The sequence below is a fragment of the Sphingobium sp. CCH11-B1 genome, assembly GCF_001556865.1.
Taxonomy (GTDB): Bacteria; Pseudomonadota; Alphaproteobacteria; order Sphingomonadales; family Sphingomonadaceae; genus Sphingobium.
In genome coordinates this window covers 1-20,787 of sequence record NZ_LSJY01000025.1, presented here as the reverse complement: position 1 = coordinate 20,787, position 20,787 = coordinate 1, and the positions used below count along the sequence as shown (strand labels likewise).

At 64.6% G+C, this 20,787-nt stretch carries 20 protein-coding genes and 1 tRNA gene; 15 read left to right on the top strand and 6 right to left on the bottom strand.

Annotation, left to right across the window (positions count from 1 at the left end; translation table 11 throughout):
- Window positions 1-106: 106 nt before the first annotated feature.
- Together AX724_RS03475 and AX724_RS03470 are read right to left on the bottom strand one after the other, a co-directional pair.
- The gene (locus tag AX724_RS03475; protein ID WP_066763599.1) at window positions 107-268 is read right to left on the bottom strand and encodes a Flp family type IVb pilin; all 162 of its coding nucleotides are present in this window, start codon (window positions 266-268) and stop codon (window positions 107-109) included.
- Window positions 269-332: 64 nt separating this feature from the next.
- Window positions 333-1,337 carry an NAD(P)H-quinone oxidoreductase gene (locus AX724_RS03470; RefSeq protein WP_066763597.1) on the bottom strand — a complete coding sequence of 335 codons (1,005 nt, stop codon included), beginning with the start codon at window positions 1,335-1,337 and terminating at the stop codon, window positions 333-335.
- 90 nt (window positions 1,338-1,427) lie between these two features.
- On the opposite strand from AX724_RS03470, the gene AX724_RS03465 reads away from it, so the two are divergent.
- Together AX724_RS03465 and clpA are read left to right on the top strand one after the other, a co-directional pair.
- The gene (locus tag AX724_RS03465; protein ID WP_066763595.1) at window positions 1,428-1,625 is read left to right on the top strand and encodes a DUF1192 domain-containing protein; all 198 of its coding nucleotides are present in this window, start codon (window positions 1,428-1,430) and stop codon (window positions 1,623-1,625) included.
- Window positions 1,626-1,778: 153 nt separating this feature from the next.
- Entirely contained in the window at window positions 1,779-4,109 is a 2,331-nt protein-coding gene (gene clpA, locus AX724_RS03460) for an ATP-dependent Clp protease ATP-binding subunit ClpA (RefSeq protein ID WP_066763594.1), read from the top strand.
- Between the two features lie 104 nt (window positions 4,110-4,213).
- Here the strand turns inward: clpA and AX724_RS03455 are convergent, their stop codons facing one another.
- Together AX724_RS03455 and AX724_RS03450 are read right to left on the bottom strand one after the other, a co-directional pair.
- On the bottom strand, window positions 4,214-4,594 hold the full coding sequence (locus tag AX724_RS03455) for a VOC family protein (protein WP_066763590.1): 381 nt from the start codon (window positions 4,592-4,594) through the stop codon (window positions 4,214-4,216).
- A 197-nt stretch (window positions 4,595-4,791) separates the two neighbouring features.
- On the bottom strand, window positions 4,792-6,573 hold the full coding sequence (locus AX724_RS03450; protein ID WP_066763589.1) for an ABC-F family ATP-binding cassette domain-containing protein: 1,782 nt from the start codon (window positions 6,571-6,573) through the stop codon (window positions 4,792-4,794).
- A gap of 142 nt (window positions 6,574-6,715) precedes the next feature.
- On the opposite strand from AX724_RS03450, the gene AX724_RS03445 reads away from it, so the two are divergent.
- The 9 genes from AX724_RS03445 (at window position 6,716) to nusG (ending at window position 12,614) form a co-directional block, all read left to right on the top strand.
- The gene (locus AX724_RS03445; protein WP_066763616.1) at window positions 6,716-7,447 is read left to right on the top strand and encodes an SIMPL domain-containing protein; all 732 of its coding nucleotides are present in this window, start codon (window positions 6,716-6,718) and stop codon (window positions 7,445-7,447) included.
- A 77-nt stretch (window positions 7,448-7,524) separates the two neighbouring features.
- Window positions 7,525-7,863 carry a hypothetical protein gene (locus tag AX724_RS03440; protein WP_066763586.1) on the top strand — a complete coding sequence of 113 codons (339 nt, stop codon included), beginning with the start codon at window positions 7,525-7,527 and terminating at the stop codon, window positions 7,861-7,863.
- A gap of 48 nt (window positions 7,864-7,911) precedes the next feature.
- On the top strand, window positions 7,912-8,577 hold the full coding sequence (locus tag AX724_RS03435) for a response regulator transcription factor (RefSeq protein ID WP_066763585.1): 666 nt from the start codon (window positions 7,912-7,914) through the stop codon (window positions 8,575-8,577).
- 195 nt (window positions 8,578-8,772) lie between these two features.
- Window positions 8,773-10,080 (top strand): sensor histidine kinase, encoded by a 1,308-nt coding sequence (locus AX724_RS03430; RefSeq protein ID WP_082733388.1) that lies wholly within the window; start codon window positions 8,773-8,775, stop codon window positions 10,078-10,080.
- A gap of 93 nt (window positions 10,081-10,173) precedes the next feature.
- Window positions 10,174-10,527: a YbaN family protein gene (locus AX724_RS03425; RefSeq protein ID WP_066763577.1), complete on the top strand. Its 354-nt coding sequence runs from the start codon at window positions 10,174-10,176 to the stop codon at window positions 10,525-10,527.
- Window positions 10,528-10,604: 77 nt separating this feature from the next.
- Window positions 10,605-11,528 (top strand): YihY/virulence factor BrkB family protein, encoded by a 924-nt coding sequence (locus tag AX724_RS03420; protein ID WP_066763575.1) that lies wholly within the window; start codon window positions 10,605-10,607, stop codon window positions 11,526-11,528.
- Window positions 11,529-11,595: 67 nt separating this feature from the next.
- Window positions 11,596-11,671, top strand: a tRNA-Trp gene (locus tag AX724_RS03415).
- Window positions 11,672-11,840: 169 nt separating this feature from the next.
- Window positions 11,841-12,050: a preprotein translocase subunit SecE gene (secE, locus tag AX724_RS03410; protein WP_066763573.1), complete on the top strand. Its 210-nt coding sequence runs from the start codon at window positions 11,841-11,843 to the stop codon at window positions 12,048-12,050.
- 27 nt (window positions 12,051-12,077) lie between these two features.
- Window positions 12,078-12,614 (top strand): transcription termination/antitermination protein NusG, encoded by a 537-nt coding sequence (gene nusG / locus AX724_RS03405; RefSeq protein ID WP_066763570.1) that lies wholly within the window; start codon window positions 12,078-12,080, stop codon window positions 12,612-12,614.
- A gap of 103 nt (window positions 12,615-12,717) precedes the next feature.
- Here nusG and AX724_RS03400 read toward each other — a convergent pair whose 3' ends face one another.
- Window positions 12,718-13,923, bottom strand: coding sequence for an acyltransferase family protein (locus AX724_RS03400; RefSeq protein ID WP_066763569.1), 1,206 nt, complete (start codon window positions 13,921-13,923; stop codon window positions 12,718-12,720).
- 253 nt (window positions 13,924-14,176) lie between these two features.
- Between AX724_RS03400 and rplK the strand changes: the two genes are divergently transcribed.
- From rplK to AX724_RS03380, 4 genes are all read left to right on the top strand, one after another.
- A complete protein-coding gene (rplK, locus tag AX724_RS03395) occupies window positions 14,177-14,608 on the top strand; it encodes a 50S ribosomal protein L11 (RefSeq protein ID WP_066763567.1) in 432 nt (143 codons plus the stop codon).
- A gap of 4 nt (window positions 14,609-14,612) precedes the next feature.
- Complete coding sequence (gene rplA, locus AX724_RS03390; RefSeq protein ID WP_066763562.1) at window positions 14,613-15,311, top strand: 50S ribosomal protein L1; 699 nt, start codon at window positions 14,613-14,615, stop codon at window positions 15,309-15,311.
- Window positions 15,312-15,543: 232 nt separating this feature from the next.
- On the top strand, window positions 15,544-17,283 hold the full coding sequence (locus AX724_RS03385) for a DEAD/DEAH box helicase (protein ID WP_066763614.1): 1,740 nt from the start codon (window positions 15,544-15,546) through the stop codon (window positions 17,281-17,283).
- A 50-nt stretch (window positions 17,284-17,333) separates the two neighbouring features.
- Window positions 17,334-18,872 (top strand): cryptochrome/photolyase family protein, encoded by a 1,539-nt coding sequence (locus AX724_RS03380; protein ID WP_066763561.1) that lies wholly within the window; start codon window positions 17,334-17,336, stop codon window positions 18,870-18,872.
- A gap of 99 nt (window positions 18,873-18,971) precedes the next feature.
- On the opposite strand, the gene ybaL is transcribed toward AX724_RS03380, so the two are convergent.
- The gene (gene ybaL, locus AX724_RS03375; protein WP_066763560.1) at window positions 18,972-20,603 is read right to left on the bottom strand and encodes a YbaL family putative K(+) efflux transporter; all 1,632 of its coding nucleotides are present in this window, start codon (window positions 20,601-20,603) and stop codon (window positions 18,972-18,974) included.
- Window positions 20,604-20,787: the final 184 nt, after the last annotated feature.

Here is a 20,787-nt window from a genome sequence, read left to right as displayed (position 1 = left end):
CCTCGGGACCGAATCCCTAACGCGCCATTGTTACAATCCCGCAGAGAATATGACGGAAATACTACGTTTTACGTGGCCGGGGCAGCGTGGTGCCGCCCGGCACATGTCATTTCAGATTGCCGCTCACATTGTTGAACGTACGGCCAAGCTTGGTGCCAAGATTGCTCATCGCGCCGATGGCAGCGATGGCGATCAGCGCTGCGATCAGGCCATATTCGATGGCGGTCGCGCCCTCAGGATCGCGCAATAATTTTCTGAAGAAAGCCACGGCAAATTCTCCTGGATGGGTTCAACCCACCCATAATGGCCCTATCGTTATCATCGCGTTAACGTTACGCTATCAACACGATCTTTCCGAAATGCTCGCCTGCGTCCATCCGGGCATGGGCCTTCGCCGCGTCCGCCAGAGCGAACTTCCGGTCCATCGCCGGGCGCAGCTTTCCTTCGGCGACGAACGGCCAGACGTTGCGGATCAGTTCGTCCGCAACCAGGCTCTTGAAGCCGACCGAGCGGGCGCGCAGCGTGGAGCCGGTAAGCGTCAGCCGGCGCTGCATGATGGCGGGTATGAAGATGTCCGCCTTTGGACCTCCCAGCGTGGCGATGGAGACGTGACGGCCATCCTCGGCCAGGCAGGCGATGTTGCGGGGAAGATAGTCGCCGCCCACCATGTCCAGCACGGCCTGAACCCCCTGCCCGCCGGTGATGCGCTTCACTTCCTCGGCATAATCCTGTGTACGGTAATTGATCGCATGGTCCGCGCCCCAGCCCTTTGCCTGTGCGCATTTGTCGTCCGAGCCGCAGGTCACGATCACGGTGACGCCGAATAGGTTGCAGAGGCGGATAGCCATGGTGCCGATGCCGCTGGTGCCGCCATGAACCAGCGCGGTGTCGCCTGAAACGACATAGGCGCGCTCGAAGAGGTTGGTCCACACGGTGAAGAGCGTTTCGGGGAGCGCGGCGGCTTCGGCCATGTCATAATCTTCGGGCACCGGCAGGCACTGGCCAGCCGGGGCGACCGCATATTGCGCATAGCCCCCGCCTGCGATCAGCGCGCAGACCCTTTGCCCGATCAACATGTCCGCGCCGCTGCCGGCCGCGACGATGGTGCCGGAAACTTCGAGGCCGGGAATATCGGATGCGCCGGGCGGTGGGGGATATTTGCCCTGCCGTTGCAGCACGTCCGGCCGGTTGACGCCGGCGGCGGCGACGCGGATCAGCACTTCGTCCGGCCCCGGCGCCGGAACGGCGCGCCGCTGCGGCACCAATGCCTCCGGCCCGCCGGGCGCAGCGATACCGATCGCCGTCATCTCGTCCGGCAACGCGACTGTTTCGGCCATTCCCACCCTCTTCATTGCGCCGCGCCAAAAACGACCGGCTGCCCCCGCGACCTTATTGACAGAGTGGGGATCAGGGTCAACATTAGCGTTATGGATATGGACGAGTATCAGCCGCGCAAGAGCGACGATCCTCTGGCCCGCCTGCTGCAACAGGATCTGGGGCCTTTGTCCGTCGCCGAACTGGACGCCCGCATCGCCGCTCTGGAAGCGGAAATCGCGCGGACCAGGGCGAAAAAGGAAAGCGCCGTTAACCACAAGGCAAGTGCCGAGGCGCTATTCAGGCGATGAACCCGCGCCCCGCCCCTTTCGCCCGCGAGGGCATCTTCGGGCTGGGGCAGTCAGGCAATTCCGCTGGCAGGGCCCTGGCCCTTGATCCCGCGTCGAGCAATGCCGACATCAGGTTCGATACCGCCCCTTATCGGGGCCAGGAGTAGAACGACAATGCCTTCTTTCGCACCCGCCCTCGAAACCACATTGCACAATGCGCTGACGCATGCGTCGGACCGCAAGCATGAATATGCGACGCTGGAGCATCTGCTGCTCGCGCTGATCGACGATGAACATGCGTCGAAAGTGATGCAGGCGTGCGGCGTGGAACTGGGCGAGCTGGGCGACGCTGTAACCCATTATCTCGATACCGAACTCGACAGTCTGAAGGTGGAGGGCGCGTCCGACCCCTCCCCCACCAGCGGTTTCCAGCGCGTCGTGCAACGCGCCATCCTGCACGTCCAGTCTTCCGGCAAGGATGAGGTGACGGGCGCCAACGTGCTGGTCGCGCTCTTTTCGGAACGCGAGTCCTATGCCGTCTATTTCCTGCAGCAGCAGGACATGAGCCGTCTCGATGCCGTGAGCTACATCAGCCACGGTGTCGGCAAGGGCACGCCCCAGCCCGAGCGCCAGGAAACCAAGGGCGCTGCCGAGGAGGAAAAGAAGGTGCAGGACGGCAAGGGCAAGAAGGACAGCGCGCTGGAGCAGTTCACCGTCAACCTCAACGAGAAGGCGGGCCGCGGCAAGGTCGACCCGCTGATCGGCCGTTCCGCCGAGGTCGACCGCACCGTGCAGATCCTGTGCCGCCGGTCGAAGAACAATCCGCTCTATGTCGGTGATCCCGGCGTGGGCAAGACCGCAATCGCGGAGGGCCTGGCGCGCAAGATCGTCGAAGGCGACGTGCCCGACGTGCTGAAGGAAGCCGTCATCTATTCGCTCGACATGGGCGCGCTGCTGGCCGGCACCCGCTATCGCGGCGATTTCGAGGAGCGCCTGAAGGCGGTCGTCACCGAACTGGAAAAAATGCCGCATGCGGTGCTTTTCATCGACGAGATCCACACGGTCATCGGCGCCGGCGCGACCAGCGGCGGGGCGATGGACGCGTCCAACCTGCTCAAGCCCGCCTTGTCGGGCGGGACGATTCGCTGCATCGGTTCCACGACGTACAAGGAGTTCCGCAATCATTTCGAGAAGGACCGCGCGCTGCTGCGCCGGTTCCAGAAGATCGATGTGAACGAGCCCACGATCGAGGATACGATCAAGATCCTGGCCGGCCTGCGCTCCGCGTTCGAGGAGCATCACAGCGTCAAATATACGCCCGATGCGATCAAGGCGGCGGTGGAACTGTCCGCGCGCTACATCAACGACCGCAAGCTGCCCGACAAGGCGATCGACGTGATCGACGAGGTCGGCGCGATGCAGATGCTGGTGGTGCCGTCCAAGCGCAAGAAGACGATCACGCCCAAGGAGATCGAGGCGGTGATCGCCACCATGGCGCGCATCCCGCCCAAGACCGTGTCGTCCGACGACAAGACGGTGCTGGGATCGCTGACCACCGACCTGAAGCGCGTCGTATTCGGCCAGGACAAGGCGATCGAGGTGCTGTCCAGCGCGATCAAGCTGTCGCGCGCGGGCCTGCGCGATCCCGACAAGCCGATCGGCAACTATCTGTTTTCCGGCCCGACCGGCGTCGGCAAGACGGAGGTGGCGCGGCAGCTGGCGACGCTGCTCGGCATCCCGCTCCAGCGGTTCGACATGTCGGAATATATGGAGCGCCATTCTGTCAGCCGCCTGATCGGCGCGCCTCCGGGCTATGTCGGCTATGACCAGGGTGGCCTGCTGACCGACGCGGTGGACCAGAATCCGCACAGCGTGCTGTTGCTGGACGAGATCGAGAAGGCGCATCCCGACCTGTTCAACATCCTGTTGCAGGTGATGGACAATGGCCGCCTGACCGATCATCACGGCAAGACGGTGGATTTCCGCAACACCATCCTCATCATGACAACCAACGCCGGCGCGTCGGACATGGCGAAGGAAAGCATCGGCTTTGGCGAATTGTCGCGCGACGATGTGCAGGAGGATGCGGTGAAGAAGCTCTTCACCCCGGAATTCCGCAACCGTTTGGACGCCATCGTGCCGTTCGGATACCTGCCGCCGGAGATCGTGGCGCGCGTGATCGACAAGTTCGTGCTGCAACTGGAGCTGCAACTGGCCGACCGCGACGTGCACATCACGCTGGACGACAAGGCGAAGGAATGGCTGACCGCCAAGGGCTATGACAAGCTCTACGGCGCGCGCCCGATGGGACGCCTGATGCAGGAAAAGATCAAGCAGCCGCTGGCCGAGGAACTGCTTTTCGGCAAGCTGGTCCATGGCGGCGAGGTCCATGTCCATATGAAGGAGGATGCGGATGGTGTTGGGGCACTGGCCTTCGAAATCACGCCCGCCGCGCCCAAGAAGGGCAAGAAGGGCGGCAAGGCGAAGGCACCCGCTTCGGAGTGAGGTTGCGGGCTATGGAATGAGGAAAGGGCGGCTTGGAAGGGCCGCCCTTTTTTTCATGCCGCCAAGGCAAGGGTGGCAGAAATGGACCGAAAACCGGCGATCGATCATGTCTGAGAGAGGCTCAGGACGTTGCCGTCAGGATCGGCGAACCATGCGACCTTGGCCTTGCCGTCCGGAGAGGTCCAAATGCCCAGCTGGTCCTGGCCCAAGCCTTCATACATGGTGAGCATGACGCCGCGACCGCGAAGTTCGCTGGCAACGGCGACGATATCGGGCACGTCCCAACCGAGGACCGGATGCGGACGGGCCACATGATCCGGTATTACCGTCATGCGGAGGAGTCCTCCCCCGGATTCGATGAAGTCGCCGAAATCGTCCGACTGCCGCAGCTTGAATCCAAGCAACTCCGTATAGAAACGCAGCGCTCTATCCCGTTCGGTGACGTAGATAAATGAAACCGCGATGCCCGACTTGAGAGAATTCATTACCGTCCCCCACATGTCAAAGATGCCTTGGTGTCATAGAGCGTATGCTGGACATTCTTACGGCATAGATACGCCCAGGGTCACCTTATCCTAGCCGTCCTGATTGGTCGATCCTCTCTCATACTTCATGGTGCCAGGGCTTGGACCGGCACTCCAATCCAGCAGACAAGGCAACTGGACCGGCGTGGTGGCAGGCCCTACCCCGCCAGCCCTTCCGCCTTTTCCGCCAGCTCCAGCCAGCGTTCTTCCGCCGCGTCCTTCTCCGTCCGCGCCTTTTCGATGGCGGCGGTGAGGGCGGCGAATTTTTTGGGGTCGCTTGTGTAAAGGGCAGGGTCGGCGAGCGCTTCTTCGTCGCGGAGAATCGCGGCTTCCAGTTCCTCGATGCGCTTTGGCAGGAGGTCGAGGTCGCGCTGGTCCTTGTAGCTGAGCTTGGCGGACACGGGCTTGGGCGGCGGAGGCGGCGCAGCCTCCTTCTTGTCCGCCTTGGGCGCGCGGCGGGGGTCGCGCTTGGCGATCCAGTCGGCATAGCCGCCGACGATCACGTCCACCGTGCCCGTGCCGTCGAGGCCCAGCGTCACCGTCACCGTGCGGTCGAGGAAGTCGCGGTCGTGGCTGACGATCAGCACCGTGCCGTCATAGTCGGCAATGACTTCCTGGAGCAGGTCGAACGTTTCCAGGTCGAGATCGTTGGTCGGCTCGTCGAGTACGAGGAGGTTCGATTCGCGCGCGAACTCGCGGGCAAACAGCAGACGCGAGCGCTCCCCGCCCGACAGGGTGCCGACCTTCGCCTCGGCAAGGGAGGGATCGAACAGGAAGTCCTTGAGATAGCCGTGGACATGCTTGCGGACGCCGCGCACGTCGATCCAGTCGCCGCCCTCGGCCAGCACGTCGCGGACGGACTTGTCGCCCTGCATCAGGCTGCGCTGCTGGTCGATGAAGATCATGTCCAGCGTCTTTGCCAGCGTCACCTCCCCGCTGTCAGGCGCGAGTTCGCCGGTCAGGAGCTTCAGGAGCGTGGACTTGCCCGCGCCATTGCCGCCGACAATGCCGATGCGGTCGCCGCGCTGCACGCGCAGGGAGAAGTCCCTGATGATGGCGCGGTCGCCAAAGGACTTGCTGACATGCTCGGCCTTGATGACGCTTTTCGTCTTGCTGTCGTCGCTGGTGACGGCGAGCTTGGCGGTGCCCTGCGGCCCCTGCATCGCGGCGCGCTGGGCACGCATTTCCCAGAGCTTGGCGAGGCGGCCCTGGTTGCGCTTGCGCCGGGCGGTGACGCCGCGCTCCAGCCAGTGCGCCTCGATCTTGAGCTTGGCGTCCAGCTTTTCGGCGGCGCGCGCCTCTTCGGCATAGACGGCTTCCATCCACTGTTCAAAGCCGCCGAAGCCAACTTCATTGCGGCGCATCTGGCCCCGGTCGAGCCACAAGGTCTGCTTCGTGAGGCGGGTCAGGAAGGCGCGGTCGTGGCTGATGACGATGAACGCGCCATTGTAGCGTGCCAGCCAGTTTTCCAGCCAGTCGATCGCGGCGATGTCCAGATGGTTGGTCGGTTCGTCGAGCAGCAGCAGGTCGGGTTCGCTCGCCAGCGCGCGGGCGATGGCGGCGCGGCGGCGTTCGCCCCCGCTCGCCGTCTTCGCCTCGCGCGACAGGTCGATGCCGAGCTGGTCGGCGATGGCTTCGACTTCGTGCGCGGGCGGCGCGAACTCTCCGGCCAGTGCGAAATCGTGGAGCGTGGCGAAGGGGGTGACATCGGGATCCTGCTCCAGCGTGATGACGCGCGCGCCGGGCTGGACCGAGCGCGTGCCCTCGTCCGCCTCGATCTGGCCGCCGAGCAGCTTCAAGAGCGTCGTCTTGCCCGCGCCGTTGCGGCCGATCAGCGCCAGCCGATCCCGCGCGCCCACATGGATGTCGATGTTGCGGAACAGCCAGTGAGTGCCCTGGCTGAGGCCGAGATTTTCGAAGGAGAGGATGGGAGCCGCCATGGCGGTGCAGCTAGGCGTTGGAAGGCGCGCGGGCAAGTGCGATGGAACCACAAAGCTGTCGGACGGCTTTCAACGCAGGACAGCGTCGGTTCATCGCAGCCGTTCCAAACAGGCCGCATCGCCCTTGAAGGAGAATGACCTCATGAAATCCGCCCTCGCCCTGATGACGCTCGGCATCGCCGCGCTTCCCGTCGCGGCCATCGCCCAGACCAGCGTCACCATCGCCGAAACGGCACCGATCGTGACGCTGAACGTGACCGAGAGCGTGGAAGCCGCGCCGGACATCGCGACGGTCGGCACCGGGGTCCAGACCCGCGCCCAGACCGCGCAGGCGGCGATGCAGCAGAATGCGGCCCAGACCGACAAGCTGGTCGCGGCGCTGGCAAGGGCGGGAATCGCCAGGAAGGACATCCAGACCAGCGGCATCAACCTGTCGGCCCAATATGATTACAGCAACCGCGACGGCCAGCCGCAGGGGCCGCGCTTCATCGGCTATGAGGCGTCGAACCAGCTGACGGTCACGCTGCGCGACATCAAGCGGATCGGCGCGTCGCTCGATGCGATGGTGGCGGCGGGCGCGACCAACCTCAACGGCCCGAATTTTTCGATCGAGGATCCGTCGTCCCTGCATGTCCAGGCGCGCGGGGCAGCGCTCAAGAACGCGAAGGCCCAGGCGGACTTCTACGCGCAGGCGGCAGGATATCGCTCGGCCCGGCTGGTGTCGATCAGCGAGAGCAACAGCGGCGGCATGCCGCCCATGTCGATGCTGCAGAGCGCACGCTTCAAGGCTGACGCCGCCCCCGTCACGCCGGTGGAACCGGGCCAGGTGAGCGCGTCGGTCACGCTGACGGTGCAATACGCGCTGGAGAAGTGAGCATGGCGGGGCGCGGCCCGCTTCGGCCGTCCGCGCCCTTCCTTTAAGCCGGGCGAGCGCCATTCACCACCTGTTCAATGCGCTGCAGCTATGCCATTTGCATGAATATGAAGTGGAAAAGTCTGGCAGCTTCTCTCACCGCCGCCACGGCGCTGGCGCTTACCGCGCCGGTCGCCGACGCCGGCAATCGCCGCGACGAGCAGGACGCCGCCCGTCGCGCGATGCTGGAAGGACAGGTCATGCCGTTCGCCATGATAAAGCGGCGCGTCGATGCGGCCGTGGGCGGCGCGACCTATGTCGGCAGCGAGTTCGACCCCTCCTCTAACCGCTATCGCCTGAAATATGTGAAGGACGGTAAGGTGATGTGGGTTGATGCCGACGGGCGAACCGGCGATATCATCGGCATGGCGCGCTGACGTAGCGCGCCAGCGTAACGACATGCATAACAGAAACGGAAAACGCCCATGCGTCTGCTGATCGTCGAGGATGAACCGAGTCTGGGCCAGCAGCTTCGGACCACGCTGGAAGGCGTGGGCTATGCCGTGGATCTGGCGACGGACGGGGAGGACGGCCATTTCCTGGGCTCCACCGAAAGCTATGACGCGGTGGTGCTGGACCTTGGCCTGCCGACCATCGACGGCCTCACCGTGCTGGACAAGTGGCGCAAGGAAGGCCGCAGCTTTCCCGTGCTGGTGCTGACGGCGCGCGACAGCTGGTCGGACAAGGTGGCCGGGCTGGACGCGGGCGCGGACGACTATCTCGCCAAGCCGTTCCAGAGCGAGGAGTTGATTGCCCGGCTGCGCGCGCTCATTCGCCGCGCTTCGGGCAATGCGTCGAGCGAGCTGACCGCCGGCGACGTGCGGCTCGACACCCGGTCGGGCAAGGTGACGCTGAAGGGCGATCCGGTGAAGCTGACGGCGCAGGAATATAAGCTGCTGTCCTACCTGCTGCATCACAAGGGCAAGGTGGTGAGCCGCACCGAGCTGATCGAACATATCTACGACCAGGATTTCGACCGCGATTCGAACACGATCGAGGTGTTCGTGACGCGCATCCGCAAGAAGCTGGGCGCGGACGTCATCACCACCATTCGCGGCCTTGGCTACAGCCTGGACGAGCCGGGGCGGTAATTCAGGCCGCTTCAACCCCGTTCGCTTCGAGCGAAGCCCCGAGGCGGCATATGCCGGACTTGCCGCACCCATGTGCCGGCGGCGGGGCTCTTTCGATTGTCGACGTCGTTCGAGACGAACGGTTGTAAATCAGATTCGATGACCGACCCTGCCGCCCCTCCCCCCGTCCGCTCCACCGGCTCCATTTCCCGCCGGATGGTGGGAATCGCGGCGCTGTGGATCAGCCTCCTGCTGATCGGGGGTGGCGTGGCGCTGGATCGGGTGCTGAGCGCGGCGATCACGCGCAATTTCGACGACGGCATGAATTATGTGCTGACGGCGATGATCGCCGCGTCCGAGATCGGGCCGGACGGCGAGGTGCTGTTCAACCGCGAACTGGCGGATCAGCGCTTCCTGGAACCCAATAGCGGCCTTTATTACCAGATCAGCGCCAAGGGGCATGAGGACTGGCGGTCGCGCTCGCTGTGGGACCGGGCGCTGAAGGCGCCGGCGGAACATCATGACCGGCATCTGCATGTCTATGACAGCAAGCAATTCCCCGGCGAGGATCTGCGCGTGATGGAGCGCACCGTGATCCTGCCTGGATCGGAAACGCGCTGGCAGTTCATCGTGGCGCAGGCGCGGGAGGGGCTGGACGGCCAGATCAAGACGCTGCGGTCGACCCTGTTCAAGAGCTTCGCCCTGCTGGCCGTGGGCCTGTTCGTTCTCGCGAGCCTGCAGACCTTCTACGGGCTGCGCCCCCTGCGCAAGGTGCGGCTGGAGATCGTGCGGATGCGCGGAGGGGAGAAGAGCCGCGTTACGGAACCGATGCCTGCCGAGGTGCTTCCCATGGTGGAGGAACTGAACGCCCTGCTCGCCCATAATGAGCGGCAGGCGGAGGAAGCCCGCACCCATGCAGGCAATCTCGCCCACGCGCTCAAGACCCCGCTCACCGTCATCATGAACGCGGCAACCGCCCAGTCGCCCGATCTGGGCGATACGGTGATCCGCGAGGCCACCACCATGCGGCGGCAGGTGGACCATCATCTCGCCCGCGCCCGCGCCGTGGGCCGACGCGGCGTGGCGCAGAGCCGGGCGGAAGTGTGGCCCAGCCTGGAGGCGGTGGAGCGGGCGGTACAGCGGCTCTACCCGGACGCGCGGATCGACATGGACGGCGACCGGCAGGCGGCCGTGCGGGTGGAGCGGCAGGATCTGGACGAAATGCTGGGCAACCTGATCGAGAATGCCGCCAAATATGGCGGCGGCAGCGTTTTCGCGACAGTGATCGGGCGCGCGGCCGGAATGGTCGAGATCATGGTCGAGGACGACGGGATGGGCATTCCCGAAGCGGACCGCATCCGCATCTTCGACAGGGGCGTGCGGCTGGATTCGGGGAAGCCCGGAACCGGCCTTGGCCTCGCCATCGTGCGCGATGTGGCGGAAATCTATGGCGGATCGGTGGCACTGGACGAGAGCGAGGATCTGGGCGGGCTGATGGTCCGATTGAAATTGCCGGCGGCCTGACAGCGCCGGCGTCATCCGCGATCCGGCTTGCCAAGCCCACTCCTGCCTGCGACCAAGGCCTGGGGTCGCTATAGGCCCGGGACAGGATCCTGCATGCGGCGTCATTTCTATCTCATCGCCGGCTTCCTTTCGATCGGACTTGGAGCGATAGGGGCGTTTCTGCCGCTGCTGCCGACCGTGCCGTTCATGATCCTGGCCGCCTTCTGCTTCGCGCGGTCCAGCCCCAGGCTGGAAGCAAGGCTGCTCGACCATCCGCATTTCGGGCCGCATATCCGACGATGGAGGGAACGCGGCGCGATCAGCCGGCGGGGCAAGCAGGCGGCGCTATGCGCCTTTGCCTTCAGCGCCTTGCTGGCGCTGACCCTGTCGCCCTGGCCCTGGTTCCTGATCCCGGTCGCCGCGGCGGTGATCGGCGGCAGCTGGATCTGGACCCGGCCCGAAGCCTGATCGGCGCTGTCCGACGGGGCATCCCCCGGAACCTGCAACGCCTTCGCGCGCTTGCCTTGTTCAGCAAGGGGAAAAGCATGACCGATCGGGTGGCGAGCCAAGTCCATGTCGACGCGCCGTGGAAGATACCGCCGCGTGGCTGGTGGGAGATAGCGAAGCGGGTCTATGCGAAGATCGGGACCAACCATCTGAGCCTGCTGGCGGCTGGCGTCGCCTATTATGCTTTCCTGTCGATCGCTCCGCTGCTGGCGGCGGTGGTGCTCACCTACGGCCTGATCGGCGATCCGGCGATGGTGGCGGAACATGTCCGGTCGATCATCACCGTGGTCCCGCGCGAGGCCGCCAAGCTGATCTTCGATCAGTTGATGGCCGTCGTATCGACCACCAAGCCGGCGGTCGGCTTCGGCCTGCTGCTGGCGCTCGGCTTCGCCGTCTATGGCGCGACGCGGGCGTCGTCAGCGACGATGGAGGCGCTCAACATCGTCTATGAGGAAAAGGAAGCGCGGTCCTTCCTCTCGGTCTATCGCGTGTCCGTCGGCATCACATTGTCCGCCGTGCTGGTGGTGGTGGTGGGCGTGCTCGCTGCGTCGGTGCTGGGCTTCCTGCAGGATCTGGTCAACGGATGGGGGCCGATCGCCATCTTCGTTGCGAAGGCCGCGACATGGATCGCCGCCGGCCTGTTCGCCAGCCTGATCTTCGCGCTGATCTACCGATTCGGGCCGCACCGGCGCAAGGCGCGCTGGCAGTGGCTGACGGCAGGGTCGTTCACGGCGACGCTGTTCTGGCTGCTGGCGACGCTGGGCGTGTCCTTCTACGTGTCGCGTTTTGGCAATTACAACGAAACCTATGGGTCGCTGGGCGCGGTTGTGGTGCTGCAACTGTGGCTCTATGTTTCGGCTTTCGTGGTGTTGCTGGGCGCACAACTCAATCAGGAGGCCGAGCGGCAGACCAGCGCGGACACACAGATCGCCGAACCCGCCCGCCCACAGGAACGGCCATGATAATGGCGCTTGCCCTGCCGACACGCCCACGCTAAAGCGCCCTCCTTCGCTGGCGCAAGGCCGGTGCAGGAGTGTAGCTCAGCTGGTAGAGCGTCGGTCTCCAAAACCGAATGCCGGGGGTTCGAGTCCCTCCACTCCTGCCAGGCGACTGGCCGCGATCCCTTGAAAACCGAGGGGTTTGCGTCTAGATGCGCCAGCGAATTTGGTCGCGGAGCCAAGCGGTCGCACCCCCGGACGCCAAGCAGGGCGGGATCGGGAGGGCGGACTGTTGCTCCGCGATTGGTGTTGGTTCTGAAGCGTAGAAGGCAGGCGATGGCGAAGGTTTCTCCGGGCGAATTCGTCAATCAGGTGAAGACCGAAGCGTCGAAGATCGTGTGGCCGACCGGCCGCGAGACGGTGATGACCGGGGTTATGGTCGTCATCATGACATCGCTGCTCGGCCTCTTCTTCTTCGGCATCGACACCTTTTTCGGCGCGATCGTTCAGTGGCTTCTGGCGCTGGCGTCGGGCCGGGCCGCTTAAGGCGAAATGGGAGTTTGAAACGGTAACATGGCGCGCTGGTACATCATCCACGCCTATTCGGGCTTCGAGAACAAGGTCAAGGAATCGATCCTGTCCGAAGCCGAGCGCATGGGCCTCTCCCAGCTGGTCGAGCAGGTCGAGGTGCCCACCGAAACCGTGACAGAGGTGAAGCGCGGCAAGAAGGTGCAGGTCGAGCGCAAGTTCATGCCCGGCTATGTCCTCGCCAAGCTGGCCATGAACGACGACATCTATCACCTGGTGAAAAACACGGCCAAGGTGACGGGCTTCCTTGGCCCCAACGGAAAACCGCAGGCGATCAGCGAGGGCGAGGCCGCCCGCTATTTCGGCGCCCAGAAGGAAGCCGAGGCCGCGCCCAAGCACAAGGTCAGTGTCGATTACGAGATCGGCGACAGCGTCAAGGTGCTGGACGGCCCCTTCGCCAGCTTCAACGGGCTGGTCGAGGAACTGGATTTCGAAAAGAACCGGGTCAAGGTGTCAGTGTCGATCTTCGGTCGCGCCACGCCGGTCGAACTGGATTTCGAGCAGGTCGAACTGTCGAAATAAGCGATCGGGATATCCCGGCACGAAAAAAGCCCGCCGATTGTCCGGCGGGCTTTTTTGTATGTCCGCGACCCGCGCCGGATGCCCGGCGCGGCGGGATATGCCCCTAGCCGGCCAGGGTTTCGGCGGTTGCCCGCCGCCCGTCCGCGCCCTGTTTGCCGCGCAGATAGCCGATCACGAGACGGCGGACCGTATAGGTGTGCCGTTCCGTCGCCAGATAGAAGAGATAGGCGATCGCCATACTGCCGACCAGCAGCCCGCCATAGATGAGATACCCCGCGACAGGCTGGGGCGACATGGGCGTGGCGAGCGACGGCACGCTCAGCGCCATCATCGCCAGCAGGAAATTCAGCACCGGCGTGTGGATGCAATAGAGCGAGAAGGAGAAATCCGCGAGCCTGGTGTGGAGCGCGCCGAGCGGGGGCGCCACCGTCGTTCGGACCTTCAGCGCCGACAGCAGATTGGCAAAGCCGAGCGCCAGCAGCAGATCGACAGGAAATTCGTGCATCAGGTCCGACCCCTGGACCTCGCTCTTGTGCAGGATGCGCCATGCCAGCAGGCAGGCGAGGAAGATGCCGGCGCTGGGCAGCGCGCTCAGCTTGATCCAGGGACGGTTGATCCGCGCCACGGCGACGCCCAGAAGCCAGAGACCGAAATACATGCCGATCGACGAGCCGATGAACTGCGCCGCGCTCAGCCCCGCCATCAGGAAAAACGCGGGGAGCGCGACCAGCACCCGCGTACGGAGCGAATGCCCCACCCCGTACAGGGCGACCATCACGAACGGCCAGGCGACATAATACCAGGCTTCGTTGAACAGCGACCAAAGCGCGCCATTATCGCCATATTGGCCGCAAAATGCCGTTTGCAGGAACAGGGCGTTGCACGCCATGCCGGCTGGATTGAGATCGAAGGTCGAAAGCGACTGGCCCCGATAGAGATGCACCGTCACGAGCAGCACCGCCGTGAAACAGAGCGCGGGGAGCAGCACCGTCCATAGCCGGGCCATTCGCGCCACCGAATAATCGAGCAGGTCGAACTTATTCTGTTCATATTTCGCCAGCGACGTGCCGCCCACGAGGAAGCCACTGAGCACGAAAAAGATGATGACGCCCGCGGGACCGATGCTGGATGCCAATGAAATCAATGTGAAAGCTATCGATCTTTCACCCGCTGGCACGTCCCCGAAGTGAATGAAGACACGGTGATGAATATGTCCGAGCAAAACGGCGACCGCCGCCATCCATCGAAACAAGTCCAACCATAATGAAAAGGCTCGCTGTTCTTCCAGCCGCGTCGTCACCTGCACCATGTCGATGATCCCCTTACTAATGTAGATTATGGTTAATATCCTGCCTGCATTGCCAATCCAACATGGTTAACGGGGTCCTGCCGCACGGAGTGTCGCAATTTGACGCATTGCCTTTCGGCACGCGGGGCGCTATGGGCGGCCGCTTCCGGCCACAGGCGGGATATTCGCGGGAGAAGGCCAACAGCCTTCGATGGGACCGCTAAACTTGAACCGGGCTCTCTTTTCGGCGGGTCCAGCAACAGAGTGAGTGACAATGGCTAAGAAGATTACGGGCTATATCAAGCTCCAGGTGGCGGCCGGCGCCGCCAACCCTTCGCCGCCGATCGGCCCTGCCCTGGGTCAGCGCGGCGTCAACATCATGGAATTCTGCAAGGCGTTCAACGCCGCGACGGACAAGATGGAAAAGGGCACCCCCCTGCCGACCATCATCACCGTCTATGCGGACCGTTCGTTCACCTTCGTGACGAAGCAGCCGCCGGCCACCTACCTCATCAAGAAGGCCGTCAACCTGAAGTCGGGTTCCAAGGAGCCGGGCAAGGTCGTCGCCGGAAAGATCAAGCGCTCGCAACTGGCCGAGATCGCCCAGGCCAAGATGGCCGACCTCAACGCCAACGACATCGACGCAGCGACGAAGATCATCGAAGGCTCCGCCCGCGCGATGGGCCTTGAAGTGGTGGAGGGCTAAGGACATGGCAAAGCTGACGAAGAAGGCGAAGGCCCTGGCCGCTGCGGTCGACCGCGAGAAGCTGCACGGCGTCGATGAGGCGCTGGGCCTTATCAAGACCCATGCGACCGCCAAGTTCGACGAGAGCGTCGAAATCGCGATCAACCTGGGCGTCGACCCGCGTCACGCCGACCAGATGGTTCGTGGCGTGGTGACCCTGCCCGCCGGCACCGGCAAGGACGTGCGCGTCGCCGTGTTCGCCCGCAACGACAAGGCTCAGGCGGCGCTCGACGCCGGCGCCGATGTCGTGGGTGCAGAAGACCTGCTCGAATCGATCCAGGCGGGCAATATCGACTTCCAGCGCGTGATCGCCACCCCCGACATGATGGGTCTGGTGGGTCGCCTGGGTAAGGTTCTGGGTCCCAAGGGCCTGATGCCAAACCCGAAGCTGGGCACCGTGACGCCCAACGTCGCCGAAGCCGTGAAGGCCGCCAAGGGCGGTCAGATCGAATTCCGCGTCGAGAAGGCGGGCATCATCCACGCCGGCCTCGGCAAGGCGAGCTTCACCGCCGAAGACCTGCGCAAGAATTTCGACGCCTTCGTCGACGCGATCGTCAAGGCGAAGCCTTCGGGCTCGAAGGGCAAATATGTCCGCAAGATCGCCCTGTCCTCCTCAATGGGTCCGGGCGTGAAGGTCGACGTGGCGGAAGTCGCCTCGATCTGATCGGCTGACAATAACAGACAAGGGGCCGCTTTCCCTCCTTGCGGGGGAAGGCGGCCTTCTTATTTGGGGTTTGCCCCGAGCCTTCGCGGCAAAACCCGTGTTCCGGCGAAAGCTGGAACCCAAGGAAACCAGGTGGTGCGCTCGACCCTGGGCTCCTGCTTTTGCAGGAGCGCAAGAGCATCTGTATCCGTCGGGAATGGCGGGTCGCTTTTTACCGATGGAAAACAAGAACATGGCATTTGATACTCTTCCCGCTCTCCTGTCCCAGGCGCTCGTCGCCAAGGGGTATGAGGCGCTCACCCCCGTCCAGTCCGAAGTCACGCAGGAGGAAGCGCATGGCCGCGACCTGCTCGTGTCCGCGCAGACCGGCTCCGGCAAGACCGTCGCCTTCGGCCTCGCTATGGCGGGCGAATTGCTGGGCGACGCCGATCGGCTGCCCGTCGCCGGCCTGCCGCTGGCGCTGGTGATCGCGCCGACGCGCGAACTGGCGTTGCAGGTGAGCCGCGAGCTGGAATGGCTCTACGGCGCGGCGCGCGCGCGGATCGCCACCTGCGTCGGCGGCATGGACGCCGCGAAGGAGCGCCGTAACCTCAGCCACGGCGCGCATATCGTGGTCGGCACGCCCGGCCGCCTGCGCGACCATCTGGAGCGCGGCGCGCTTGACCTGTCCGGCATCCGCACCGTGGTGCTGGACGAAGCGGACGAGATGCTCGACATGGGCTTCCGCGAGGATCTGGAGGGCATTCTCGACAGCGCGCCGGAAGGCCGGCGCACCCTGCTCTTTTCGGCGACCATGCCCAAGCCCATCGTGGCGCTGGCCAAGCGTTACCAGAAGGATGCGCTGCGCATATCGACGATGAGCGAGGAGCGCGGCCATGGCGACATCAGTTATCAGGCGGTGACGGTCGCGCCTTCCGACATCGAACATGCGGTGGTGAACCTGCTGCGCTACCATGAGGCGGAGACGGCGATCCTGTTCTGCGCCACGCGCGACAATGTGCGGCACCTGCATGCCAGCCTTACCGAACGCGGCTTTACCGTCGTGGCGCTGTCGGGCGAGCATAGCCAGAACGAGCGCAACCACGCGTTGCAGGCGCTGCGCGACAAGCGGGCGCGGGTGTGCGTGGCGACCGACGTCGCCGCGCGCGGCATCGACCTGCCTTCGCTGTCGCTGGTGGTGCATGTCGAGCTGCCGCGCGACGCGGAAACGATGCAGCACCGCTCGGGCCGGACAGGCCGCGCGGGCAAGAAGGGAACGGCGGTTCTGATCGTCCCCTACCCGCGCCGTCGCCGGGTCGAATCCATGCTGCGCGGCGCGAAGATCCCCGTCGAATGGGGCACCCCGCCAAGCCGTGAGGCGATCCTGGAGCAGGACAATGCCCGGCTGCGCGCCACGCTGATGGAGCGGACGGAGCTGGACGAGGCGGACTGGGCGCTCGGCGCGGAATTGCTGGCCGAAAAGAGCCCCAAGGAAATCGCGGCGATGCTGGTGAAGAGCGCCCGCGCGGCCCTCCCCGCGCCCGAGGAACTGCTTGACCGCAGCGAGGCGCCCGCGCGCAGCGACGGGCCGCGTCCGGGGTTCGAGGATACCCAATGGTTCCGCATGGACATCGGCCGCCGCCACAATGCCGATCCGCGCTGGATCCTGCCGCTGATCTGCCGCCGCGGCCATGTGTCGCGACAGGACATCGGCGCGATCCGCATCGCCGCCAACGAGACGATGTTCGAAATCCCCAAGGCGATCGCCAGCCGCTTCATCGCGGCGGTGAAACGCACGGGCCAGGCGAACGACGAAGGCGCGGACGTGGCGTTCGAGGCCGTGGAAGGCGCACCGCGCGAACAGGCGCGCGAGAACCGGCGGCAGGGCAACCGCCCCAACGATCGCGGCCCGCGTCCGGGTGGGCCGGGCGGCTATGCGCCGCGCCCCTTCAAGGGCGGCGGCGCACGCAAGGGACCGCCGCGCGGCCGCTGACCCTTCGGACAGGCTAGGACCAAAAGGGCCGGTCGTTCATTCCCATGGGGATGAGTGACGGCCCTTTTCTCGTTCCGGTGCTGGGCGACCAGTTGAGCCATGACCTCCCCTCGCTGCGCGCGGTGGACAAGGAGGACGCGATCGTCCTGATGATGGAGGTCGCCGACGAAACGACCTATGTGAAGCACCACAAGGCCAAGATCGCGTTCCTGTTGTCCGCCATGCGCCATTATGCAGAGGCGCTGCGCGGAGCGGGATGGACGGTCGATTATGTCAGGCTGGACGACCCCGGAAATACAGGTTCCTTCACCGGGGAGGTGGCGCAGGCGATAGAGCGGCATGGGGCCAGCGCCATCCATGTTACCGAAGCGGGCGAATGGCGCGTCCGGGCGATGCTGGAAAGCTGGCAGGACCGCTTCTCCATCCCCGTCACCATCCATGAAGACGACCGCTTCCTTTGTTCCCATGCCGAGTTCGACAGCTGGGCGGCAGCGCGCACGCAGATGCGGATGGAATTTTTCTATCGCGACATGCGGCGCAAGACCGGGCTGCTATTGGACCGGGACGGCCAGCCGGAAGGCGGGCAATGGAATTACGACGCGGACAATCGCAAGCCCGCGCCCGGCCGCGACCTGCTGATGCCGCAGCCGATCCGCTTCCGGCCGGACAGCGTTACGAAAGAGGTGCTGGCGATGGTGGCGGATCGTTTCGCCGATCATATCGGCAGCCTGGACCATTTTCATTTCGCCGTGACCCGGCCAGACGCGCTGCGGCAGCAGCAGCGCTTCCTTGACGAAGCGCTGCCGCGCTTTGGCGACTATCAGGACGCGATGCTGACCGACGAGCCCTTCCTGTGGCATTCGGTCCTGTCGCCCTACATCAATGCCGGGCTGCTGGACCCGCTGGAATTGTGCCACGCGGTCGAGAAACGCTATCGCGCGGGCAAGGTACCGCTCAATTGCGCGGAAGGTTTCATCCGCCAGATCATCGGCTGGCGCGAATATGTGCGTGGCGTCTATTGGCACGAAGGGCCGGACTATGGCCGGCGCAATGCGCTGGACGCCGGGCGCGACCTGCCCGGCTTCTACTGGACCGGCGAAACGGACATGCACTGCCTGGCGCAGGCAATCGGCCAGACGATCGACCATGCCTACGCCCATCATATCCAGCGGCTGATGATCACCGGCAATTTCGCGCTGATCGCCGGGATCGATCCGCACCAGGTGCATGTCTGGTATCTGGAAGTCTATGCCGACGCCTATGAGTGGGTCGAGATGCCCAACACGGTCGGCATGGCGCTGTTCGCGGACGGAGGCCTGCTGGGGTCGAAGCCCTATGCGGCGGGCGGGGCCTATATCAATCGCATGTCGGATTATTGCGGCACATGCCGGTACGACGTGAAGCAGCGCGTGGGCGAGGATGCCTGCCCGTTCAACGCGCTCTATTGGGACTTCATCGCGCGCAACCAACGCAAGCTGGCGCGCAATCCGCGCATGGCGATGCCCTATCGCAATTGGGACAGGATGAAGGAAGAGGACCGCGCCGCCATCCGCGAACAGGCGGCGCGGTTCCTCCACGATCTGCGCTAGAGCATGTTCGAAGCGGACGGCACTGTCCGCTGCCTGGAAGAATGCGGAAAACAAAAGACAATTAGAGCAGGATGCGATTCAGTAGGAACGGACCATGCTCTAGCGCGCGCCGCAGAGCGTCAGCATCCGCGCCGCAAGCTCGCGTTCCCCCATGACGATATGCGGGACGCCAAGCGATTCGAGATGCGCCACCTCCGCGTCGCTGTGCGCGCGCGCGATGACATTGAGGTTGGCGTTGAGATGCCGGGCATGTTCGTGGATCGCCCCGCCCTCAAACCCTTCGGGCACGGCGATCAGCATGTTGCGCGCCTCGCCTATGCCTGCCGCGCGCAGGTGCCGATCCTCCAGCGCATTGCCCCGTACGACGATATGACCCGCTTCCCCGGCCTCCTCCGACTTGTCCTTGTCATCCTCTATGACGACGAAATGGACATCCTTGGCAGCAAGTTGCGCCGCGATCAGCTTGCCGACGCGGCCATAGCCCACCAGGATGGTGTGCCCCATGGTCTGCGCCAACTGGGCGTCGGCGGCCGAGGGGACATCCTCCTCCTTGCGATGGCTGCGCACGATCATCGAGAAGAGGATGGGGTTCAGGAAAATCGAGACCATCGCGCCTGCAAGGATCAGGTCGCGCGCATCCGCCGGCAAGACACCCAGGCCGGTGCCCAATGACGCAAGGATGAACGAGAATTCGCCTGTCTGGGCCAGGCTGGCGGCGATGGTAAGCGCGGTCACATTGGGATGGCCGAAGGCGCGGACGATGCCCCAGGCCGCGATCGACTTGCCGATGACGATGATGAGCACGGTCGCCAGCAGCGGCAGCGGATGTTCCACCACGATGGACGGGTTGAACAACATGCCGACCGACACGAAGAAGAGCACGGCGAAGGCATCGCGCAGCGGCAGGGTTTCCTCGGTCGCGCGGCGGCTCAAAGGCGTTTCGCCCAGGATCATGCCCGCGAAGAAGGCGCCCAGCGCGAAGGACACGTCGAACACATAGGCCGCGCCGAACGCCACGCCCAATGCGATGGCGAGAACCGCGAGGCGGAACAGCTCGCGCGATCCGGTATGGACCACCCAGTGCAATGCCAGGGGGATCAGCCGCCGGCCGACCACCAGCATGACGACAACGAAGCCCACGACCTTCAGCAACGTGCCCAGCAGCGGCGCGAGCAGCGCCGACGCCCCGCCCCCGTCCGCGCTGTTCATGACCGCGGCCAGCGCAGGCAGCAGGACGAGCGCCAGCACCATCACGAGATCCTCGACGATGAGCCAGCCGACCGCGATCCGGCCGCGGCGCGTGTCGACCAGGTCCGCGCCCTGCAGCGCGCGGAGCAGGACGACCGTGCTGGCGACCGACAGTGCCAGCCCGAAGACCAGCCCGCCCATCAGCGTCCAGCCCATGAGGTGCGCAAGGCCCATGCCGAGCAGGGTCGCAACGGCGATCTGCACCAGCGCCCCCGGCACGGCGATATTCTTGACCGACAGAAGATCCTTCAGCGAAAAATGCAGGCCAACACCGAACATCAGCAGGATGACGCCGATCTCCGCGAGTTCGTTGGCCAGGCTGGCGTCCGCGACGAAGCCGGGGGTGAAGGGGCCGACGAGGATGCCCGCGACAAGATAGCCGACGAGCGGCGACAGCTTCAGCCGATGGGCGATGGAGCCCATGATGAAGGCCACGACGAGGCCGGCAACGATGGTGCCGATCAGGGGCGTGTGGTGGGGCATATGACCCTTTCGATCTGGGGGACCGGACGCGGCACACGTCCACGTCCGGTCCTATATTCATGTCATGCGACGACGGTCATCATCGTCATGGCGAGGACGGCGGCTGCGATGCCGAGGCCGGTCATGACAATCGGCATGAACCACCAGGGCGGCCTGCGACCGGATCGCTCATCGTCTTCAGGCA